Raw genomic sequence first — 15,432 nt, 5'->3', positions numbered from 1 at the left:
CACGCCGCGGGACGACGGACGAGTCGGCCTGTACGCCGGGTTCTGTCCTCGGGCGCCTCGCGGCCTCCCGATGGGCGGTCATCCATCTAGGCCTGCCGTTGCCGGCAGGCTCGAGCGGTCCACCCGCAGGCTCGGGCGGGCAGCCCTCGAACGCCTGCGCAGGACGGCGAACCGTCCCTCTCGACCTTGCTCCGGGTGGGGTTTACCGAGCCACACCGGTCACCCGGTGTGCGGTGGTCTCTTACACCGCCGTTTCACCCTTACCGGCCGTGTCTCCGAGGAGGCACCGCCGGCGGTCTGTTCTCTGTGGCACTGTCCCGCGGGTCGCCCCGGGTCGCCGTTAGCGACCACCCTGCCCTGTGGAGCCCGGACGTTCCTCGGCGACGGGGTCTCCCCCGCCGACGCGACCGCCCAGCCGACTCGTCCGTCGTGCCGGCCAGTCTAGTGGTCGTCCGAGGGCTCGTCGGGAGCCCAGGTGCCGGGAGCCCCGGTGCCGGGAGCCCAGGTGCCGGGAGCCCAGGTGCCGGGCGGGTGGTCGGGCAGCACCAGGTCGGCGACGACGCCGGAGTGGTCGCTGGCCCACACGCCGCCGACCGGGCCGTCGAGGACCCGCGCGCACGAGGCGACCTCGAGCGTCGGGCCGTGGACCCCCGCGCGGACGAGGACGTGGTCGATGCGCCGGGAGACCGCGGTGGCCACCTCACCGCGGCGCACCAGCGGGTTCCCCCGGGAGAACGTGTACCCGGGGTCGCCGGGGTGCAGCGTCTCCCAGGCGTCCTGGTAGCAGACGCTGACGCCGTCCAGCGACCGGCGGCCGCGCCAGAACCGCATGCTGGCCGCGTCCGGGGTCGCGTCGAAGTCGCCGAGGACGACGGCGTGGCCGTCGCCGGCGACCGCCTCGACCGCGCGCGCCGCCGCGAGCGCCTGCCGCTCCCGCTCGTACTCGAAGCCGAACTGCCAGCTGGGCTTGTGGTGCGCCACGACCACGCGGCCGACCGGCGCGTCGACCTCGACCAGCAGCGTCGCGCACCACGGGAAGTCGCGGGACCGCGGCGTGCAGCGCTGGTCCAGCTCGTCGAGCACCCGGGACGGGCCGCGGGTCGCCAGCACCGCACCGACGCCGTCGTCGGCCGGCCGGCCGAGACCCCGCAGCGTGTAGCCGGGGCCGACCAGGTCCTCGACCACCTCGGGCGCGGCGCCGATCGGCACCTCCTGGAGGGCGACGACGTCGGCGTCCAGCGAGCGCAGCGTCACCGCGACCAGTGCCCGGCGCCGCTCCCAGTCGGGGTTGGCCGGCCCGAGCACGTTGAGGGTGAGCACCCGCAGGCGCGGCCGGCCGGCCACCGGGTCAGCCCGCGTAGAGGGCGAACCCGGCGGTCCGCCGTCCGTCCGGGCCGGCCGGGGTCGCCATGTCGACCTGTCGGCGTGCCTGCTCCTCGACCGGGTCGTCCGACAGCGCGGCCAGGTAGCGGCGGTGCTCGGTGAGCGAGGCGACCGCAGGCTCGACGCCGTCGGTGACGTCGACGGTGTGGGTCACCCCGGTCGGGGTGCTCACCGCGACCCAGCGGACGCCGCGCCACGGCTCCGGGTCGGCCAGCTCGGCGAAGATCCACTCGTTGGCCGCGTCGCCGACGGCGTCGACGGCGCACCGGCCCAGGGCACGGTGGTCGGCGCTGTTCCAGTACGCCGGCGCGACCCCCGGCGGCGTCCACGTCTCGCCCCAGTGCATGGTCACGACCAGCTCGGGCCGGTGCCGGCGGATCGCGGCGGCCAGCGAGCGGCGCAGCTCCGGGCCCTCGACCAGCCGCCCGTCGGGGTGGCCGAGGAACTCCACGACCGAGACGCCCACGGCGGCCGCCGCCCGGCGCTGCTCCTCCTCGCGCACCGGGCCGGCCGCCTCGGGCGGGCAGCCGGCGATGCCCGCCTCCCCGCTGGTCGCGAGCACGTAGCGGACGTCCTTGCCCGCGGCCGTCCACACCGCGACGGCGGCGGCGCAGCCGTACTCGACGTCGTCGGGGTGGGCCACGATCACCAGCGCGCGCTGCCAGTCGTCGGGCAGCGCCTGGGTCCCAGCGGAGGTCATGGCACCTGATCCTGCCTGGTCAGCGGCCGCGCGCCACCCGCAGCGCGATGCCGATCAGCGGCACCTGCAGCGGCAGCCGCAGCGCCGCCACGGTCATCGGCAGCGCCTCCCGCGGCACCACCCGGAACGTGTGCAGGTGCGCCGGGACGAAGGCCGCGAGCAGCCCCGCCGCCGCCCAGCCACCGGCCCGGCGGGTCGCCGGCGCGGCCATCAGCGCCGCCGTCGCGATCTCGGCCACGCCGCTGACCAGCACCCACCGGCGGGCGTCACCGAGCTCGGGGGGCACCAGCCACTCGTAGGTGCGCGGTCGCACGAGGTGGATGACACCGGAGCCGCCGAGTGCGGCCAACAGCACCTTCGCCCTGCCGGGGAGTCGCATGCCACGACCGTAGGCTGACCCCCCGTGTCCGCCGCCGACCTGCTGGTCATCGCCGCCGTCGCCCTCGCGGCCGGGGGCATCAACTCCATCGCCGGCGGCGGGTCGCTGATCCTCTTCCCCGTGCTGGTCGCCCTGGGGCTGGGCACGGTCGCCGCCAACGTCACGAACTCCGTCGCGCAGTGGCCCGGCTACATCGGCGGGGTGCTCGGCTTCCGCAAGGAGTACGTCGGCCAGCGCAGCAGGCTGGTCCGGTTCGGCCTGGTCGCGCTGCTCGGCGGGACGGCGGGCTGCGTGCTGCTGCTGACCACGCCGAGCGAGGCCTTCGACGTCGTCGTCCCGGTGCTGGTGCTCATGGCGAGCCTGCTCCTGGCGCTGCAGCCGCTGATCACCAGGCGGCTCAAGAGGGCCGAGGACGGGGGGCCGCGGCGGGACCCGGCGTGGCTGTACGTCGCGCTGTTCCTGGCCACCGTCTACGGCGGCTACTTCGGCGGCGCGCTGGGCGTGATCCTCGTGGGCGTCCTCGGGGTCGGCCTGCACGACCTGAAGCTCTCCAACGCGCTGAAGTCCGCGCTGTCGACGGTCACCGCCACGGTCACCGTCGTCATCTTCGGCATCTGGGGCCCGGTCGACTGGGCCGCCGTCGCCGTGGCCGCCCCGGCCGCCCTGGCCGGCGGCTTCCTCGGTGCCCGGATGGCCCGCCGGATCCCGGCCACCCCGCTGCGGGTCTTCATCGTCGTCTTCGGCGTCGCGGTGTCGGTCTACCTGTTCTCCCGCATCTGAGGGACCCGGTCCCGTGCCGGGCCTGGACCCGATCGCCCTCACCGCCTCGGGCGCCGTGCTGGCGGCGACGCTCGCGGCGGCCGTGTCCGCCCGGCCGCGGGTGCCGGCCGCGGCCGTCGCCGCGGGCGGGGCGGTCGTGCTGTGCGCGACCGGCCTGGTCGGCTGGTCCGACGCCGCGGACGCCGTCGGCGACGTCGCGCCGACGATCGGCTTCCTGGTGCTGGTCCTGGTGCTGGCGGCACTGGCCGACGCCGAGGGGCTGTTCACCTGGGCCGCGGCGCGGACCGCGGGTCGGAGCGGGCACTCCCCCTCGCGGCTGCTCGGCCGGGTGGCCCTGCTGGCGGCCGCGGTGACGGCGGTGCTCAGCCTCGACGCCACCGTGGTGCTGCTCGTGCCCGTGGTGGTCGCGACCGCCGCGCGGATGCGGGTGCCCGCCCGGCCGCACGCGCTGCTCACCGGGCACCTGGCCAACAGCGCCTCGCTGCTGCTGCCGGTGTCGAACCTGACGAACCTGCTGGCCTTCGCGGCGACCGGGCTGTCGTTCCTGCACTTCACCGGGCTGATGCTCGGGCCGTGGCTCGCCGCGGTCGCCGTGGAGTACGTGGTGCTGCGGTGGCTGTTCCGCGCCGACCTGGGCGCCGTCCCCGACGTGACCCCCGGGGACCCGCCGCCCGTGCCGCGGTTCGCCGTCGCCGTCGTCGCGCTGACCGTCGCCGGCTTCGGGGTCGCCTCCCTGGCCGGGGTGCCGCCCACGGTTCCCGCCGCGCTCGGGGCCGGCGCGCTGGCCGTCCGGCGGCTGGCCACCGGGGGCAGCCGGCCGGCGGACCTCGTGCGGGCGGCCGACGTCCCGTTCGCGGTGTTCGTGGCCGGGCTGACCGTGGTGGTCCTCGCCGTCCGCCGCGCGGGCCTGGAGTCCCTGCTGGCCGCGGTCCTCCCCGAGGGCGACGGACTGCCGGCGCTCGTCGCCGTCGCGGGGGTGGCGGCCCTGCTGGCCAACGCGGTGAACAACCTGCCGGCGACGCTGGCGCTGCTCCCGGTCGCCGCCGCCGGCGGCCCGGCGACCGCGCTGGCCGTGCTCATCGGCGTCAACGTCGGGCCGAACCTCACCTACGCCGGGTCGCTGGCCAACCTGCTGTGGCGGCGGGCGCTCGGCCCGGCCGCCCCCGGCGCCCTCCGCTTCACCGCCGCCGGGCTGGCCACGGTCCCGCTCACGCTGCTGGCCGCGACCACCGCGCTGTGGGCGGCGCTGCAGGTGTGACGGTCACTCGCCGCCGCGGCCGGGCTCCCCGATGGCGATCATCGCCTCGACCGCGCGACGGGCGCGGGCGGCGGTCCCCGGGTCGACGTCGACGACGCCCGAGCCGGAGCGCAGCGTGTGCAGCAGCTTGGCCGGCGTGATCATCTTCATGTAGCGGCAGGCGGCGCGGTCGTTCATCGGGATGAACTCGGTGCCGCTGTTGAGCGCCCGGAGCTGGTGCAGGATCCCGACCTCGGTGGCCACCAGCACCTGCCCGGCGGTGGTGTTCTTGGCGGCGTCGGCCATGCCGCCGGTGGAGAGCACGCGGGTGCGCTCGGCGGGCAGGTCGCCGTGGCTGACCAGGTCGAGCACGGAGGTGGTGCAGCCGCACTCGGGGTGCACCAGGATCTCGGCGTCGGGGTGGGCGGCGACCTGCGCGCGGACGTCAGAGGGGCTGATGCCCGCGTGCACGTGGCACTCCCCCGCCCACACCCGGATGTTCTCGCGCCCGGTGACCCGCTTGACGTGCGCGCCGAGGAACTGGTCGGGGCAGAACAGGATCTCCCGGTCGGCCGGGATCGAGCGGATCACGTCGGCGGCGTTCGACGAGGTGCAGCAGATGTCGGTCTCGGCCTTCACCGCGGCCGTGGTGTTGACGTAGCTGACGACGACGGCGCCGGGGTGCTCGGCCTTCCACTCGCGCAGCTGCTCGGCGGTGATGCTGTCGGCCAGCGAGCAGCCCGCCTCGAGGTCGGGCAGCAGCACGGTCTTCTCCGGCGAGAGGATCTTCGCCGTCTCGGCCATGAAGTGGACGCCGCAGAAGACGATCTCGCGGGCGTCGGTCTGCGCGGCGACACGGGAGAGGTACAGGGAGTCGCCGGTGTAGTGGGCGACGTCCTGGATCTCGGGCACCTGGTAGTTGTGCGCCAGGATGACGGCGCCGCGCTCGTCGGCGAGCCGGCGGACCTCGGCCGCCCAGCTCTCGTACTCGGCGGGCGACAGGGTCCGCTCGTCCCCGGTCACGGCGGGGGTGGCGGGCGCGATCGTCGAGGTCACACGGTCTCCAGGGGGTAAGGCGGGGGCCACATGATCCCCCGCTCGGCGCGGCGCGTCCGCAGCGGGGCACTCCCTGCAACACCGCGCGGGCGGCCGACCTTCCCGCGGTCAGCGGCGGACGTCGTACACCAGGTGCAGCACCCGCTTCCCCCGCACGACGGTCACCGGGTCCTCCAGCAGGACCTCGGGCACGCCGCCGCTGCCGAAGAACGGCTTGCCGGAGCCCAGCACGACCGGCACCAGGGCGAGGGCCACCTGGTCGACCAGCCCCGCGCGCAGCGCCTGACCGCCGACGTCGCCGGCCGACACGGTGACGTCCCGGTCGCCGGCGAGCTCGCGGGCCCGCTCGATGCCGCTGCGGACGTCGGGGGCGAAGGCGAAGGGCGCCGTGCCGGCGTGCGGCCAGTCGTGCACGGGCCGGTGGGTCACCACCACGACGTGCTCCCCGTTCGGCGGCACGCCACCCCAGCCGCCGGTGATGTCGAACAGGTGCCGGCCGCAGACCATGGCGCCCACCCGCCCGGCGAACTCCCGCATGTACTCCGCCGTCTCCGCCGTGACCCGGAACGGGCGGTCGGGGTCGCTGAACGTCAGCTCGACGTCGCCGTTGCCGTACCAGTCGAACAGCGGTCCCGGCATGTCGTCGTCGCGCCCCACGTACCCGTCGAGCGACACCGCCGCGAACAGCACCACCCTGCCCATCGCGCGCCTCCTGTGGTCGGTCCCCGCAGAGAGGACGACCGGCGGCGCCTCACCTCATCGGTCGGGCGCTACGGCAGGTGCGAGACGTCGTTGACCAGGCGCACGGAGTGCCGTCCGTCGGTCGACCAGGCGACCGTCGACAGCGAGGCCGCCGACAGGAAGACCCGGTGGACCACTGCGTCGTCCACGTCGAGGCCTGCGGCCAGCAGCAGCTTGATCGGCGTCACGTGGCTGACCAGCAGGACGACGCGGCCGCGGTGCTCGCGCAGCACCCGGGCGCGGGCGCGGGCCACCCGGCGGCTGACGTCGGCGATCGACTCCCCGCCCGGCGCGGCCACGTCCACCTCGGTGAACAGCCGCCGGGTCGCCAGCGGGTGCTTCGCGCGGGCCTCGTCGGCGGTCAGCCCCTCCAGGTCGCCGAAGTCCATCTCGACCAGGTCGTCGTCGTAGAGCACCGGCAGGCCCAGCCGGGCGGCGACGATCTCGGCCGTCTCCCGGGTGCGGCGCAGCGGCGAGGCGACGACGACGTCGACCCCCAGCGCCGCCGCCCGCTCGGCCGCGGCCTCGGCCTCGGCCCGGCCGACCGCCGACAGCGGCAGGTCGTTGCGGCCGCTGAAGCGCCGCTCGGGGGTGTGCTCGGTCTGCCCGTGCCGCAGCAGGTGCGTCACGGTGGTGACCGCCGGCGCCCGCTCGGCCGGGGCGGGCTGCACGTCGTCGGGCGCGGTGCTCGGCTCGGCGGCGAGGTCGCGGTGCACCGGCTTGCCGTCCATCGCGCTGTTGGCCAGCGCGTCGGCGGCGGAGTTCTGCGCCCGCGGCACCCAGGTGTAGCGGACGCCGCCGAGCTGCCGGGCGATCTGCTGGGCCTGCAGCGCCAGCTTCTGCATGTCGGGGTGCTTCACCTTCCAGCGCCCCGACATCTGCTCGACGACGAGCTTGGAGTCCATCCGCACCTCGACCGTGGCCGAGGGGTCGAGGTCGAGGGCGGCCTGCAGCCCGGCGACCAGGCCGCCGTACTCGGCGACGTTGTTGGTCGCCCGCCCGACGCTCGCGGCCCGTTCGGCGAGGACCCTGCCGGTGGCGGCGTCGCGGACCAGGGCGCCGTAGCCGGCCGGCCCGGGGTTGCCCCGCGAGCCGCCGTCCGCCTCGACGACGAACCGCCGGCTCACAGCCCGGACTCGGCGGTGCGCACCAGGATCCGGCCGCAGTTCTCGCAGCGCACGACCTCGTGCGGGTCGGCGTTGCGCACGGCGGCCAGCTCGCGGCCGTTGAGCTCGATCCGGCAGCCCTGGCAGGCGCGGGCCTGCAGCAGGGCGGCGCCGGTCGTGCCGGTCTGGGTGCGGATCCGGTCGTACAGCGCCAGCAGCGGGGCCGGCACCGCCGCGGCCGCCGACGTGCGGGCCCCCTCGTGGTTCGCGGTCGCGTCGGTGACGTCGGCCAGCGCGTCGTCGCGGGCCTGCTCGGCGCGCTCGAGCGCCTCCGTCGCCGCGGCCTGCGCCTCCTGCGCCTGGCTCAGCGCGGACTCCGCCGTCTCCACCTGCTCCATCAACTCGAGCTCCTGGTCCTCCAGGTCCGACTGCCGTCGCTGCAGCGACTGCATCTCGTGCTGGAGGTCGGTCATCTGCTTGGCCGACACGCTGCCGGAGTCGAGCAGCTTCTGGTCCTTGGCCGCGCGCGCCCGCACGGTCTCGACATCGGCCTCCAGCCGGGAGACCTCGCGCTGCAGGTCGCGCACCTCGGTCTCGGCGCGGACGACGGCGGCCGCGGCCTTCCGCTGGGCCTCGGCCGCGGCCTCGACGGCGGCCGCCTCGGGCAGGGTGCGGCGCCGGTGCGCGAGCTGGGTGAGCGCGACGTCCTCGGCGGCGAGCGCCAGCAGCTTCTGCTGGTCGAAGTGGTCGGCCTTCACCGGCTCAACCTACCGTCGGCCCGGCGCCGCCCCGGTCCCCGTGCTGGGGCACGTGCGCCGTCCACGGGTCGGTGCGCCGCCCGGCGACCGCCACCTCGACGCGGCCGCCGAGGTCCTCGGCCAGCACCCGTGCCGCGACCGGCAGCCAGGGCCACTCGGTGGCCCAGTGGGCGACGTCGACCAGCGCCGGGCCGGGCCCCTCGCCGGCCTCGGACGCCGGGTGGTGCCGCAGGTCGCTGGTGAGCAGGACGTCGGCGCCGGCCGCGGCCGCCGCGCCCAGCAGCGAGCCGCCGCTGCCGCCGCACACCGCGACCGTCGTGACCGTGCGCTCCGGGTCGCCCGCGACGCGCACCCCGCCCTCGGTCGCCGGCAGCGCGGCGGCCGCGGCGGCGGCGAACTCCCGCAGCGTCCGGGGCTCCGGCAGCCGGCCGACCCGGCCCAGCCCCGCCCGCGGGTCCTCGCCCGCCGGCTGCAGCGGCACGGCGTCGACCAGCCCGAGAGCGCCGGCCAGGGCGTCGTTGACGCCGCACCCCGGGGCCCGGTCGGCGTTGGTGTGCGCCACGAACAGCCCGGCGCCGGCGCGGACGAGGCGGTGCACCAGCCGGCCCTTGGGGTCGTCGGCCGGCACCCCGTGCACACCGCTCAGGAACAGCGGGTGGTGCGTCACGAGCAGGCCGGCGCCGGTGGCCACCACCTCGTCGACCACGGCGGCGACCGGGTCGACGGCGAACACGACCCGGTCGACGGGGTCGTCGCGGTCGCCGCAGACCAGCCCCACGGCGTCCCAGTCCTCGGCGAGCGCGGGGTCGTAGCGGGCCTCGAGCGCGGCGACGACCTCCCCCAGGGTGACGGTCACGGGCGGACCGTAGCCGCTCGCGCCATCACCACCCGCCGGCCGTGCCGGTCCAGCCCGGCGGCCAGCTCCTCCCGCACGACGGCGGCCAGCTCCGGCCCGACGTCGGTGGTCTCGGCGAAGCCGTGCCGGGCGTACCAGGGGCCGTTCCACGGGACGTCGGCGTAGGTGGTGAGCGTGACCCGCTCGGCGCCGGCCGCCCTGGCCTCCTCGACCGCGGCCGCCAGCAGGGCGCCGCCGAGGCCGCGGCGACCGGCGTCGGGGTGCACCGACAGCTGCTCGAGGTGGACGTCGCCGTCCCGCCGTCCCAGCACGGCGAACCCGCGCGGCGGCCGCCCGGCCACCAGCACCCGCCACGCCCGGGCCCGCTCGGCCGCGCTCGCCGGCGGCGGGAGGTCGGTGATCCCCAGCGGGAGGAACAGGGTGTCCGCCGCGGCCTCGAGGGCCGGCAGCTCCGCGAGGTCGGCCGGCTCCGCGCGCCGCACCGCGCCGTCGTCGGGGTCCACGTCCGGCCACCCTGCCAGCCGGCCGGCCCGCCGTCCGCGGAGAGGGCGGACGCGCGGCCACCCGGTGACCTGAGCCCGGAGGTTCCGGCGCGACCCGGCTGGGCAGCCCCGGTGTGTGGCGGAGCGGTCGTTGCGGGCACCGGCGTGGCTGGAGGAGCTCCTCCGCACGACGCCGCCGGCGGTGCCCTGGCCCGACGTCGTCCGCTTCGCCGTCACCGTGCCCATGCCGCTGGCGGTCGCGGTGCTCCTGGCCGGCGGCATCGAGCCGGGTCCGGAGCTCGGTGCCGGAGTCTTCGGGACCACCGGCGCGCTGGCCGCCTGCCTCGCCCCGATGGGCGGCCCGCTGCGCGACCGGCTGCGCCGGACGGCGGCGGCGACCGCGTTCGGCGCCGTCGGGCTGGTGGTCGGGCAGTACGCCAGCGGCGGCGGGTGGCTGCCGGTCGTGGTCATCGCGCTCGTCTCCGCGGCGGCCGCGCTGATCAGCGCGGTGAACGCGGCGCTGTCCCTGGGCGCGCTGCAGCTGCTCGTCTACACCGCCCTGGCCTCCGGGCTGGTCACGCCGCTGCCGGCCGCCGCCGAGGTCGGCTTCTTCTTCGCCGGCGCCGCGTGGGCGACGCTGACCACCCTCGTGCAGGCCGCCACCGAGCGCGGCGACCCCGACCGCGCCGCGGTCGCGGAGGTGTTCACCCGCACCGGGGAGCTACTGGCCGCGGCGGGCAGCGAGGACACCGACGAGGCGCGCCGCCGGCTGACCACCGCGCTCAACGCGGCCTACGACCGGGTCATCCGCAGCCGCAGCCACACCGCGGGCCGCTCGCGGGCGCTGTCGGAGCTGGCCGGAGTCCTCAACGGCGCCGCGCCGCTGGTCGAGGGGACGGTCGCCACCGTCCGTGCCGGCGTGCCGGCCGACCCCTCCGACGTCACCGCCGTCCACGCGCTGGCCGCCGCCGTGACCGGCGACCGCGAGCTGCCCCCCGACCGGCCGCCCCCGCTGGACGACGGGCCGCCCACGCGGCGGGCGGTGCGGCACGGCCTGCGGCTGGCGTGGAACGTCGTCGGCGACCCCGAGGAGCGCGCGGGTGCCGCCGTCCCGCTCCCCCGGCTCGACCGGCGCACCCGCCTGCGGGACCTCGCCGACCGCACGGTCGCCAGCCCCGACAGCCGCTCGTTCGCCGTGCGCCTGGCGCTGTGCATGACCGTCGCCGAGGTCGCCCGGCAGCTGCTGCCGCTGGAGCGGCCCTACTGGGTGCTGCTGACCGTCGCGATCGTGCTCAAGCCGGACTTCGGGTCGGTGTTCACCCGGGCCGTGCAGCGGGGCGTGGGCACGCTGATCGGCGTCCTGATCGGCTCGCTGCTGCTCGCCGTGCTCCCCCGCGACGCCTGGGTGCTAGTGGCGATGGCCGTCGCGGCCGGGCTGCTGCCCTGGGCCCGCGGCGCCAATTTCGGGCTGTTCTCGGTCTTCCAGACGCCGGTGATCATCCTGCTGCTCGACCTCGCGCTGGCCGGCGGCCCGGGGCTGGTCGGCGCGCGGATGGTCGACACCCTCGTCGGCTGCGCCATCGTGCTCGTCGTGGGCTACGCGCTGTGGCCGCAGACCTGGCGCGCACCGCTGGACGAGGCCCTCCGGGACGCCGCCCTGGCGCTGGACGCGTTCGTCGAGGCGGCGTTCACCGGCAGCCCCGCCGAGACCCGCCGCGCCCGGCGGCGCAGCTACCGGGCGCTGACCGAGCTGCAGACGCAGCTGCAGCGGCGGCTGGCCGAGCCGCCGCCGATCAGCACCCGGGCCGCGGCGTGGTGGCCGGTGATCGTGCAGCTGGAGCGCACGTCGGACGCGGTGACCGAGGCGGTCATCGCGATCCGCACCGGGGAGCCGGTGCCCGACCTGGCGCAGGTCGCCGTGCTGCGCCGCGCGATCCGGCGGCTGGAGGACGACGTCGCCGCGCACCGGTCCCCCGACGACGCGGAGATCCTGGCCGAGGGGGTCCTGGCGCCGGTGGCCCGGGAGGTCGACGCCGCCCGCCGGCTGGTCCGCGACGCCGCGCCCGGCCGCCGGCAGGACCCCGACGCCGCCTGACCGCGCCGGGATCAGCTCACCTGATCGTGGAGCGTCCTCCCTCACCGCACACCGTGAGGGAGGACGCCGCATGATCAGGTGACCTGATCGTCGCCAGGGCCGGGGTTGCCGCGAGCGGCGGGCGGGCACCGATCGGTCCGTGCCCCTCCCGCCCGGCGTCGACGCGCCCGTCCCCGGCCCGCCCGGACCCCCGCCACCGGGGTCCCGCACCGTCCGCACCGACGACGGGGTGGACCTGCACGTCGAGGTCGACGGGCGGGAGGACGCGGAGTTGACCGTCGTCTTCTCGCACGGCTTCACCGCGCGGCTGGCCGAGTTCGACGTCCACCGGGCGGCGCTGCGCGACCGCGTCCGGCTGGTCTTCTGGGACCAGCGCGGCCACGGCCGCTCCGGCTGGACCCGGCTGACCGCCGCCACCATCGACCGCACCGGCCGCGACCTCGGGCAGGTGCTCGACGCCGTCGCGCCCGAGGGGCCGGTCGTCCTCGCCGGCCACTCGATGGGCGGCATGAGCATCATGGCGCTGGCCCGGCAGCGGCCCGAGCTGTTCGGCACGCGGGTGGTGGGCGCCCTCCTGCTCGCCACCTCCTCGGGCGGGCTGGTCAGCAGCGGCGTCCTGGGCCTCTGGGTGACCGCCGTCCGCCGGCTGCACCTGCTCGGGCTGTGGCTGCGCTGGCTGCAGCTGGTCGCGCCGCTGCTCGAACGGTTCCGCCGGCGCGGGACGGCGGTCGGCCGCTGGTTCACCCGCCGCTACCTGTTCGGCCGGGAGGACGCCGACCCGGCCGACGTGCGCCTCGTGCAGGACCTGCTCGAGGAGACCCCCTACACCGTCACGCTGGCGTTCTGGGCCACCTTCCTCGACCACGACGAGACCGCCGCGCTGCCGGTCCTCGGCCGGGTGCCGACCACCGTCGTCGCCGCCACCGACGACCGGCTGACCCCGGTCGGGCACGGCCGCCGGCTGGCCGAGCTGCTCGGGGACGACGCCGAGCTGGTGGTCGTCCCGGGCGCCGGGCACAGCGTCAACCTCACCCGCACCGAGGTGGTCGACCGCGCGCTCGCCGGCCTCCTCGACCGGGTCGAGGCGCGGCGACGGGGCGAGCGCCGGGCGGGGTGACGCGGACCACGTGAGGCGTCCCCGCAACGCGGACCGCGGCGGCTCGTTGCTCCGATTGCGGCGGCCGGGGAACAGGGGTTGGCTTCGCCGCACACCCGACGACGTGTGACGCGCCCCACCCGGGACGGGCGGGGAGGCAAGGGAGCTGACCGTGGACCGCATGAGCCCGACCGACGCCGGTTTCTACTTCGCGGAGAGCGAGAACACCCCACTGCACGTGGGCTCGGTCGCCGTCTTCGAGGGCCCCGCCCCGAGCTACGGCGACGTCATCCGGCTCCTGCTGAGCAAGCTGCCGCTCGTGCCCCGCTACCGGCAGCGGGTGCGACCGGTGCCCTTCCAGCTGGGCCGCCCGCTGTGGGTCGACGACCCGCACTTCCAGATCCTGTACCACGTGCGGCACACGGCGGTGCCCAGCCCGGGGAACGACGAGCAACTGCGCAACCTGGCCGGCCGGGTGCTCGGGCAGCGGCTCGACCTGGCCAAGCCGCTGTGGGAGCTGTGGCTGGTGGAGGGCCTGGAGAACGGCCGCTGGGCGATCATCTCCAAGGTCCACCACTGCATGGTCGACGGCGTCGCCGGCACCGACCTGATGCAGCTGATGTTCGACCTCACCCCCGACGCCACCCACCCCGAGCCGCAGGACTGGACTCCGCAGCGCGGCCCCTCGACCGTCGAGGTCGTGGCCGGCGCGGTGCAGGACGCGGTCACCCAGCCGCTGCGCCAGATCGCGGCCGGTGAGGGGGGCCCCCGCATCGGCGGGCTGGCCCGGTCGGTGCTGGGCACCACGAGGTCCGTGGCCAAGACGCTGCCCACCGTGGCCCGGCAGCTGACCACCCCGATCGCCCGGTCGCTGTCCGGCCCGATCGGCCCGCACCGGCGGTGGGCGTGGACCGAGGCCGAGTTCGACGAGCTCAAGCCGATCCGCACCGCGCTGGGCGGCACCGTGAACGACGTCGTCCTCGCGTCGATCGCGACCGGCTTCCGCGACCTGCTCGAGCGCCGCGGGTCGCTGCGCGACGGCCTCGTCGTCCGGTCGATGGTGCCGGTGTCGATGCGGCAGGAGCACGAGCGCGGGAAGCTGGACAACCGCATCTCCGCGGTCTTCGTCGACCTGCCCGTGGCCGAGCCCGACCCGGTCGCCCGGCTGCAGTCCGTCCGGCAGCAGATGGACGAGTACAAGCAGATGATGCAGCTGGTCGACGCCCGGTCGATCATCGCCATGGGCGACTTCGTGGCACCCACGCTGCTGTCGCTCGGGGTGCGAGCGGCGCTGGGCGCCAGCCAGTTCTACTCGCAGGCCGTCACCACGAACGTGCCCGGACCGCGGGTGCCGCTCTACGTGCTCGGCCGCCGGATGTGCTCGGCCCACGCCTACGTGCCGATCGCCGGCGGCACCCGGGTCTCCATCGGGATCTTCAGCTACCTGAACACGATGACCTTCGGCATCAACGCCGACTTCGACGGCTTCCCCGACCTCGACGTGCTCGCCGGCGGCATCCGGCGCGGCATCGACGAGCTCAAGGAGGCCGCCGGGACCGCGGAGCCGGCACCCGCGGCCCCGGCGGCCGAGGAGCGCCCGGCGCCGGCGAAGCGGCGGAAGGCGGCGGCGCGCTGATGGGAGGACCCCCTGCCCCCCACCGCCCGAAGGCTCGCGGCGGGCCCCTGCGGGGGGCCGGATCCGACCTGACCGTGGCCGTCACCGGCCCCACCGGCACCTTCGGCGCCGGCCTGGTGCCGCTGCTGCAGGACGACGACCGGGTCGCGCGGGTCGTGGGCATCGCCCGCCGCCCGTTCGACCCGGCCGCCCGCGGCTGGACGAAGATGGAGTACCGGCGCGGGGACGTCCGGGACCCGGACGCGCTGGCCGAGGCGTTCCGCGACGCCGACGTCGTCGTCCACCTGGCGTTCCTCATCACCGGCAACGCCTCCCGGCAGACCGCCCGGGCGATCAACGTCGACGGCACGCTCAACGTCTTCCGCGCGGCCGCGGCGGCCGGCGCCCGCCGGTTCGTCTACGCCTCGTCGGTGGCCGCCTACGGGTTCCACCCCGACACCCCGGAGCGGGTCGACGAGAGCTGGCCGGTGCGCCCGGCGTCCCGGCTGTTCTACGCGCAGGAGAAGGCGGAGCTGGAGCACCTGCTGCAGGCCGAGGCGGTCCACGCGCCGGACATGGCGCTCTACCTCCTGCGCCCGCCGGTGGTGGTCGGCCCGAACGTCGTCGGCGGCAAGGACGTCCTGCCCGGCCCGCTGGCGCCGCTGGGCCGGGCGCTGTTCAGCCGGCCGCGCCGGCTCCCGGTGCCCGTGCCGGTGGCCGTCCCCGCGCTGCCCCTGCAGCTGGTCCACGAGGACGACGTCGGCCGCGCCCTGCAGCTGTGCGTCGTCGCCGCCGGCCCGCCGGGGGCCTACAACATCGCCGGGGACGGCGTGCTCACCGCCGCCGACGTCGCCCGCGAGTTCGGCGCGGTCCCGGTGCCGCTGCCGGCCCGGCCGGCGCAGGCCGCCGCCCGGGCCGTGGCCGCACTGCCGTTCCTCCCGCCGGTCGCCGAGTGGGTGGAGGCGGTCAGCCGGCCGGTGATCATGGACACCACCAAGGCCCGCGAGCAGCTGGGCTGGGAGCCCCGCTTCACCGGGCTCGAGGCGTTGCGGGACACCCTCGACCGGGGGTGACCCCCTTCCACGCGCGGACGCCGGACCGGCAGGCTCGGCGTCCCCCGGTCGTCCCGCGGTCCCGGCCGGCCGCCG

General features: G+C 76.6%; 15 protein-coding genes and 1 other RNA gene. 6 read left to right on the top strand and 10 right to left on the bottom strand.

From position 1 onward, the window contains the following. Nucleotides 1-15: 15 nt before the first annotated feature. From rnpB to ACI8AX_RS18615, 4 genes are all read right to left on the bottom strand, one after another. Nucleotides 16-423, bottom strand: an RNA gene (gene rnpB, locus ACI8AX_RS18630) — RNase P RNA component class A. Between the two features lie 18 nt (nucleotides 424-441). After that, nucleotides 442-1,344, bottom strand: a complete 903-nt coding sequence (locus tag ACI8AX_RS18625) for an endonuclease/exonuclease/phosphatase family protein (protein WP_456551339.1) — start codon at nucleotides 1,342-1,344, stop codon at nucleotides 442-444. Between the two features lie 4 nt (nucleotides 1,345-1,348). Beyond that, a complete protein-coding gene (locus tag ACI8AX_RS18620; protein ID WP_456551338.1) occupies nucleotides 1,349-2,083 on the bottom strand; it encodes a PIG-L deacetylase family protein in 735 nt (244 codons plus the stop codon). Nucleotides 2,084-2,102: 19 nt separating this feature from the next. Continuing rightward, nucleotides 2,103-2,462, bottom strand: coding sequence for a DoxX family protein (locus tag ACI8AX_RS18615; RefSeq protein WP_456551337.1), 360 nt, complete (start codon nucleotides 2,460-2,462; stop codon nucleotides 2,103-2,105). Nucleotides 2,463-2,486: 24 nt separating this feature from the next. Here ACI8AX_RS18615 and ACI8AX_RS18610 point away from each other — a divergent pair, with 24 nt between their 5' ends. Continuing rightward, nucleotides 2,487-3,242, top strand: coding sequence for a sulfite exporter TauE/SafE family protein (locus ACI8AX_RS18610; RefSeq protein ID WP_456551336.1), 756 nt, complete (start codon nucleotides 2,487-2,489; stop codon nucleotides 3,240-3,242). A 13-nt stretch (nucleotides 3,243-3,255) separates the two neighbouring features. Beyond that, the gene (locus ACI8AX_RS18605) at nucleotides 3,256-4,500 is read left to right on the top strand and encodes an SLC13 family permease (protein WP_456551335.1); all 1,245 of its coding nucleotides are present in this window, start codon (nucleotides 3,256-3,258) and stop codon (nucleotides 4,498-4,500) included. Nucleotides 4,501-4,503: 3 nt separating this feature from the next. Here the strand turns inward: ACI8AX_RS18605 and nadA are convergent, their stop codons facing one another. The 6 genes from nadA to ACI8AX_RS18575 form a co-directional block, all read right to left on the bottom strand. Then, a complete protein-coding gene (gene nadA / locus ACI8AX_RS18600) occupies nucleotides 4,504-5,535 on the bottom strand; it encodes a quinolinate synthase NadA (protein ID WP_456551334.1) in 1,032 nt (343 codons plus the stop codon). Between the two features lie 108 nt (nucleotides 5,536-5,643). Then, a complete protein-coding gene (locus tag ACI8AX_RS18595; RefSeq protein WP_456551333.1) occupies nucleotides 5,644-6,237 on the bottom strand; it encodes a dihydrofolate reductase family protein in 594 nt (197 codons plus the stop codon). A gap of 68 nt (nucleotides 6,238-6,305) precedes the next feature. Beyond that, nucleotides 6,306-7,403 carry a bifunctional RNase H/acid phosphatase gene (locus ACI8AX_RS18590; RefSeq protein WP_456551332.1) on the bottom strand — a complete coding sequence of 366 codons (1,098 nt, stop codon included), beginning with the start codon at nucleotides 7,401-7,403 and terminating at the stop codon, nucleotides 6,306-6,308. Beyond that, entirely contained in the window at nucleotides 7,400-8,140 is a 741-nt protein-coding gene (locus tag ACI8AX_RS18585) for a zinc ribbon domain-containing protein (protein ID WP_456551331.1), read from the bottom strand. Before ACI8AX_RS18585 ends, ACI8AX_RS18590 begins: the two co-directional genes overlap by 4 nt. 4 nt (nucleotides 8,141-8,144) lie before the next feature. Beyond that, nucleotides 8,145-8,996 carry a Nif3-like dinuclear metal center hexameric protein gene (locus tag ACI8AX_RS18580; protein ID WP_456551330.1) on the bottom strand — a complete coding sequence of 284 codons (852 nt, stop codon included), beginning with the start codon at nucleotides 8,994-8,996 and terminating at the stop codon, nucleotides 8,145-8,147. After that, complete coding sequence (locus tag ACI8AX_RS18575) at nucleotides 8,993-9,499, bottom strand: GNAT family N-acetyltransferase (protein ID WP_456551329.1); 507 nt, start codon at nucleotides 9,497-9,499, stop codon at nucleotides 8,993-8,995. The genes ACI8AX_RS18580 and ACI8AX_RS18575 overlap by 4 nt, the downstream gene beginning before the upstream one ends. A gap of 130 nt (nucleotides 9,500-9,629) precedes the next feature. Between ACI8AX_RS18575 and ACI8AX_RS18570 the strand changes: the two genes are divergently transcribed. The 4 genes from ACI8AX_RS18570 to ACI8AX_RS18555 all read left to right on the top strand — a co-directional run bounded on the left by ACI8AX_RS18570 (nucleotide 9,630) and on the right by ACI8AX_RS18555 (nucleotide 15,357). Continuing rightward, a complete protein-coding gene (locus ACI8AX_RS18570; RefSeq protein ID WP_456551328.1) occupies nucleotides 9,630-11,573 on the top strand; it encodes an FUSC family protein in 1,944 nt (647 codons plus the stop codon). Between the two features lie 139 nt (nucleotides 11,574-11,712). Further along, complete coding sequence (locus ACI8AX_RS18565; RefSeq protein ID WP_456551327.1) at nucleotides 11,713-12,690, top strand: alpha/beta fold hydrolase; 978 nt, start codon at nucleotides 11,713-11,715, stop codon at nucleotides 12,688-12,690. 160 nt (nucleotides 12,691-12,850) lie between these two features. After that, on the top strand, nucleotides 12,851-14,305 hold the full coding sequence (locus ACI8AX_RS18560) for a WS/DGAT/MGAT family O-acyltransferase (protein ID WP_456551326.1): 1,455 nt from the start codon (nucleotides 12,851-12,853) through the stop codon (nucleotides 14,303-14,305). Between the two features lie 74 nt (nucleotides 14,306-14,379). Beyond that, a complete protein-coding gene (locus tag ACI8AX_RS18555) occupies nucleotides 14,380-15,357 on the top strand; it encodes an NAD-dependent epimerase/dehydratase family protein (protein ID WP_456551325.1) in 978 nt (325 codons plus the stop codon). Nucleotides 15,358-15,432 lie beyond the last annotated feature (75 nt).

This window comes from Blastococcus sp. SYSU D00813, assembly GCF_054050735.1.
The sequence above is the reverse complement of the archived record's forward strand: the minus strand, read 5'-3'. Positions and strand labels throughout refer to the sequence as shown.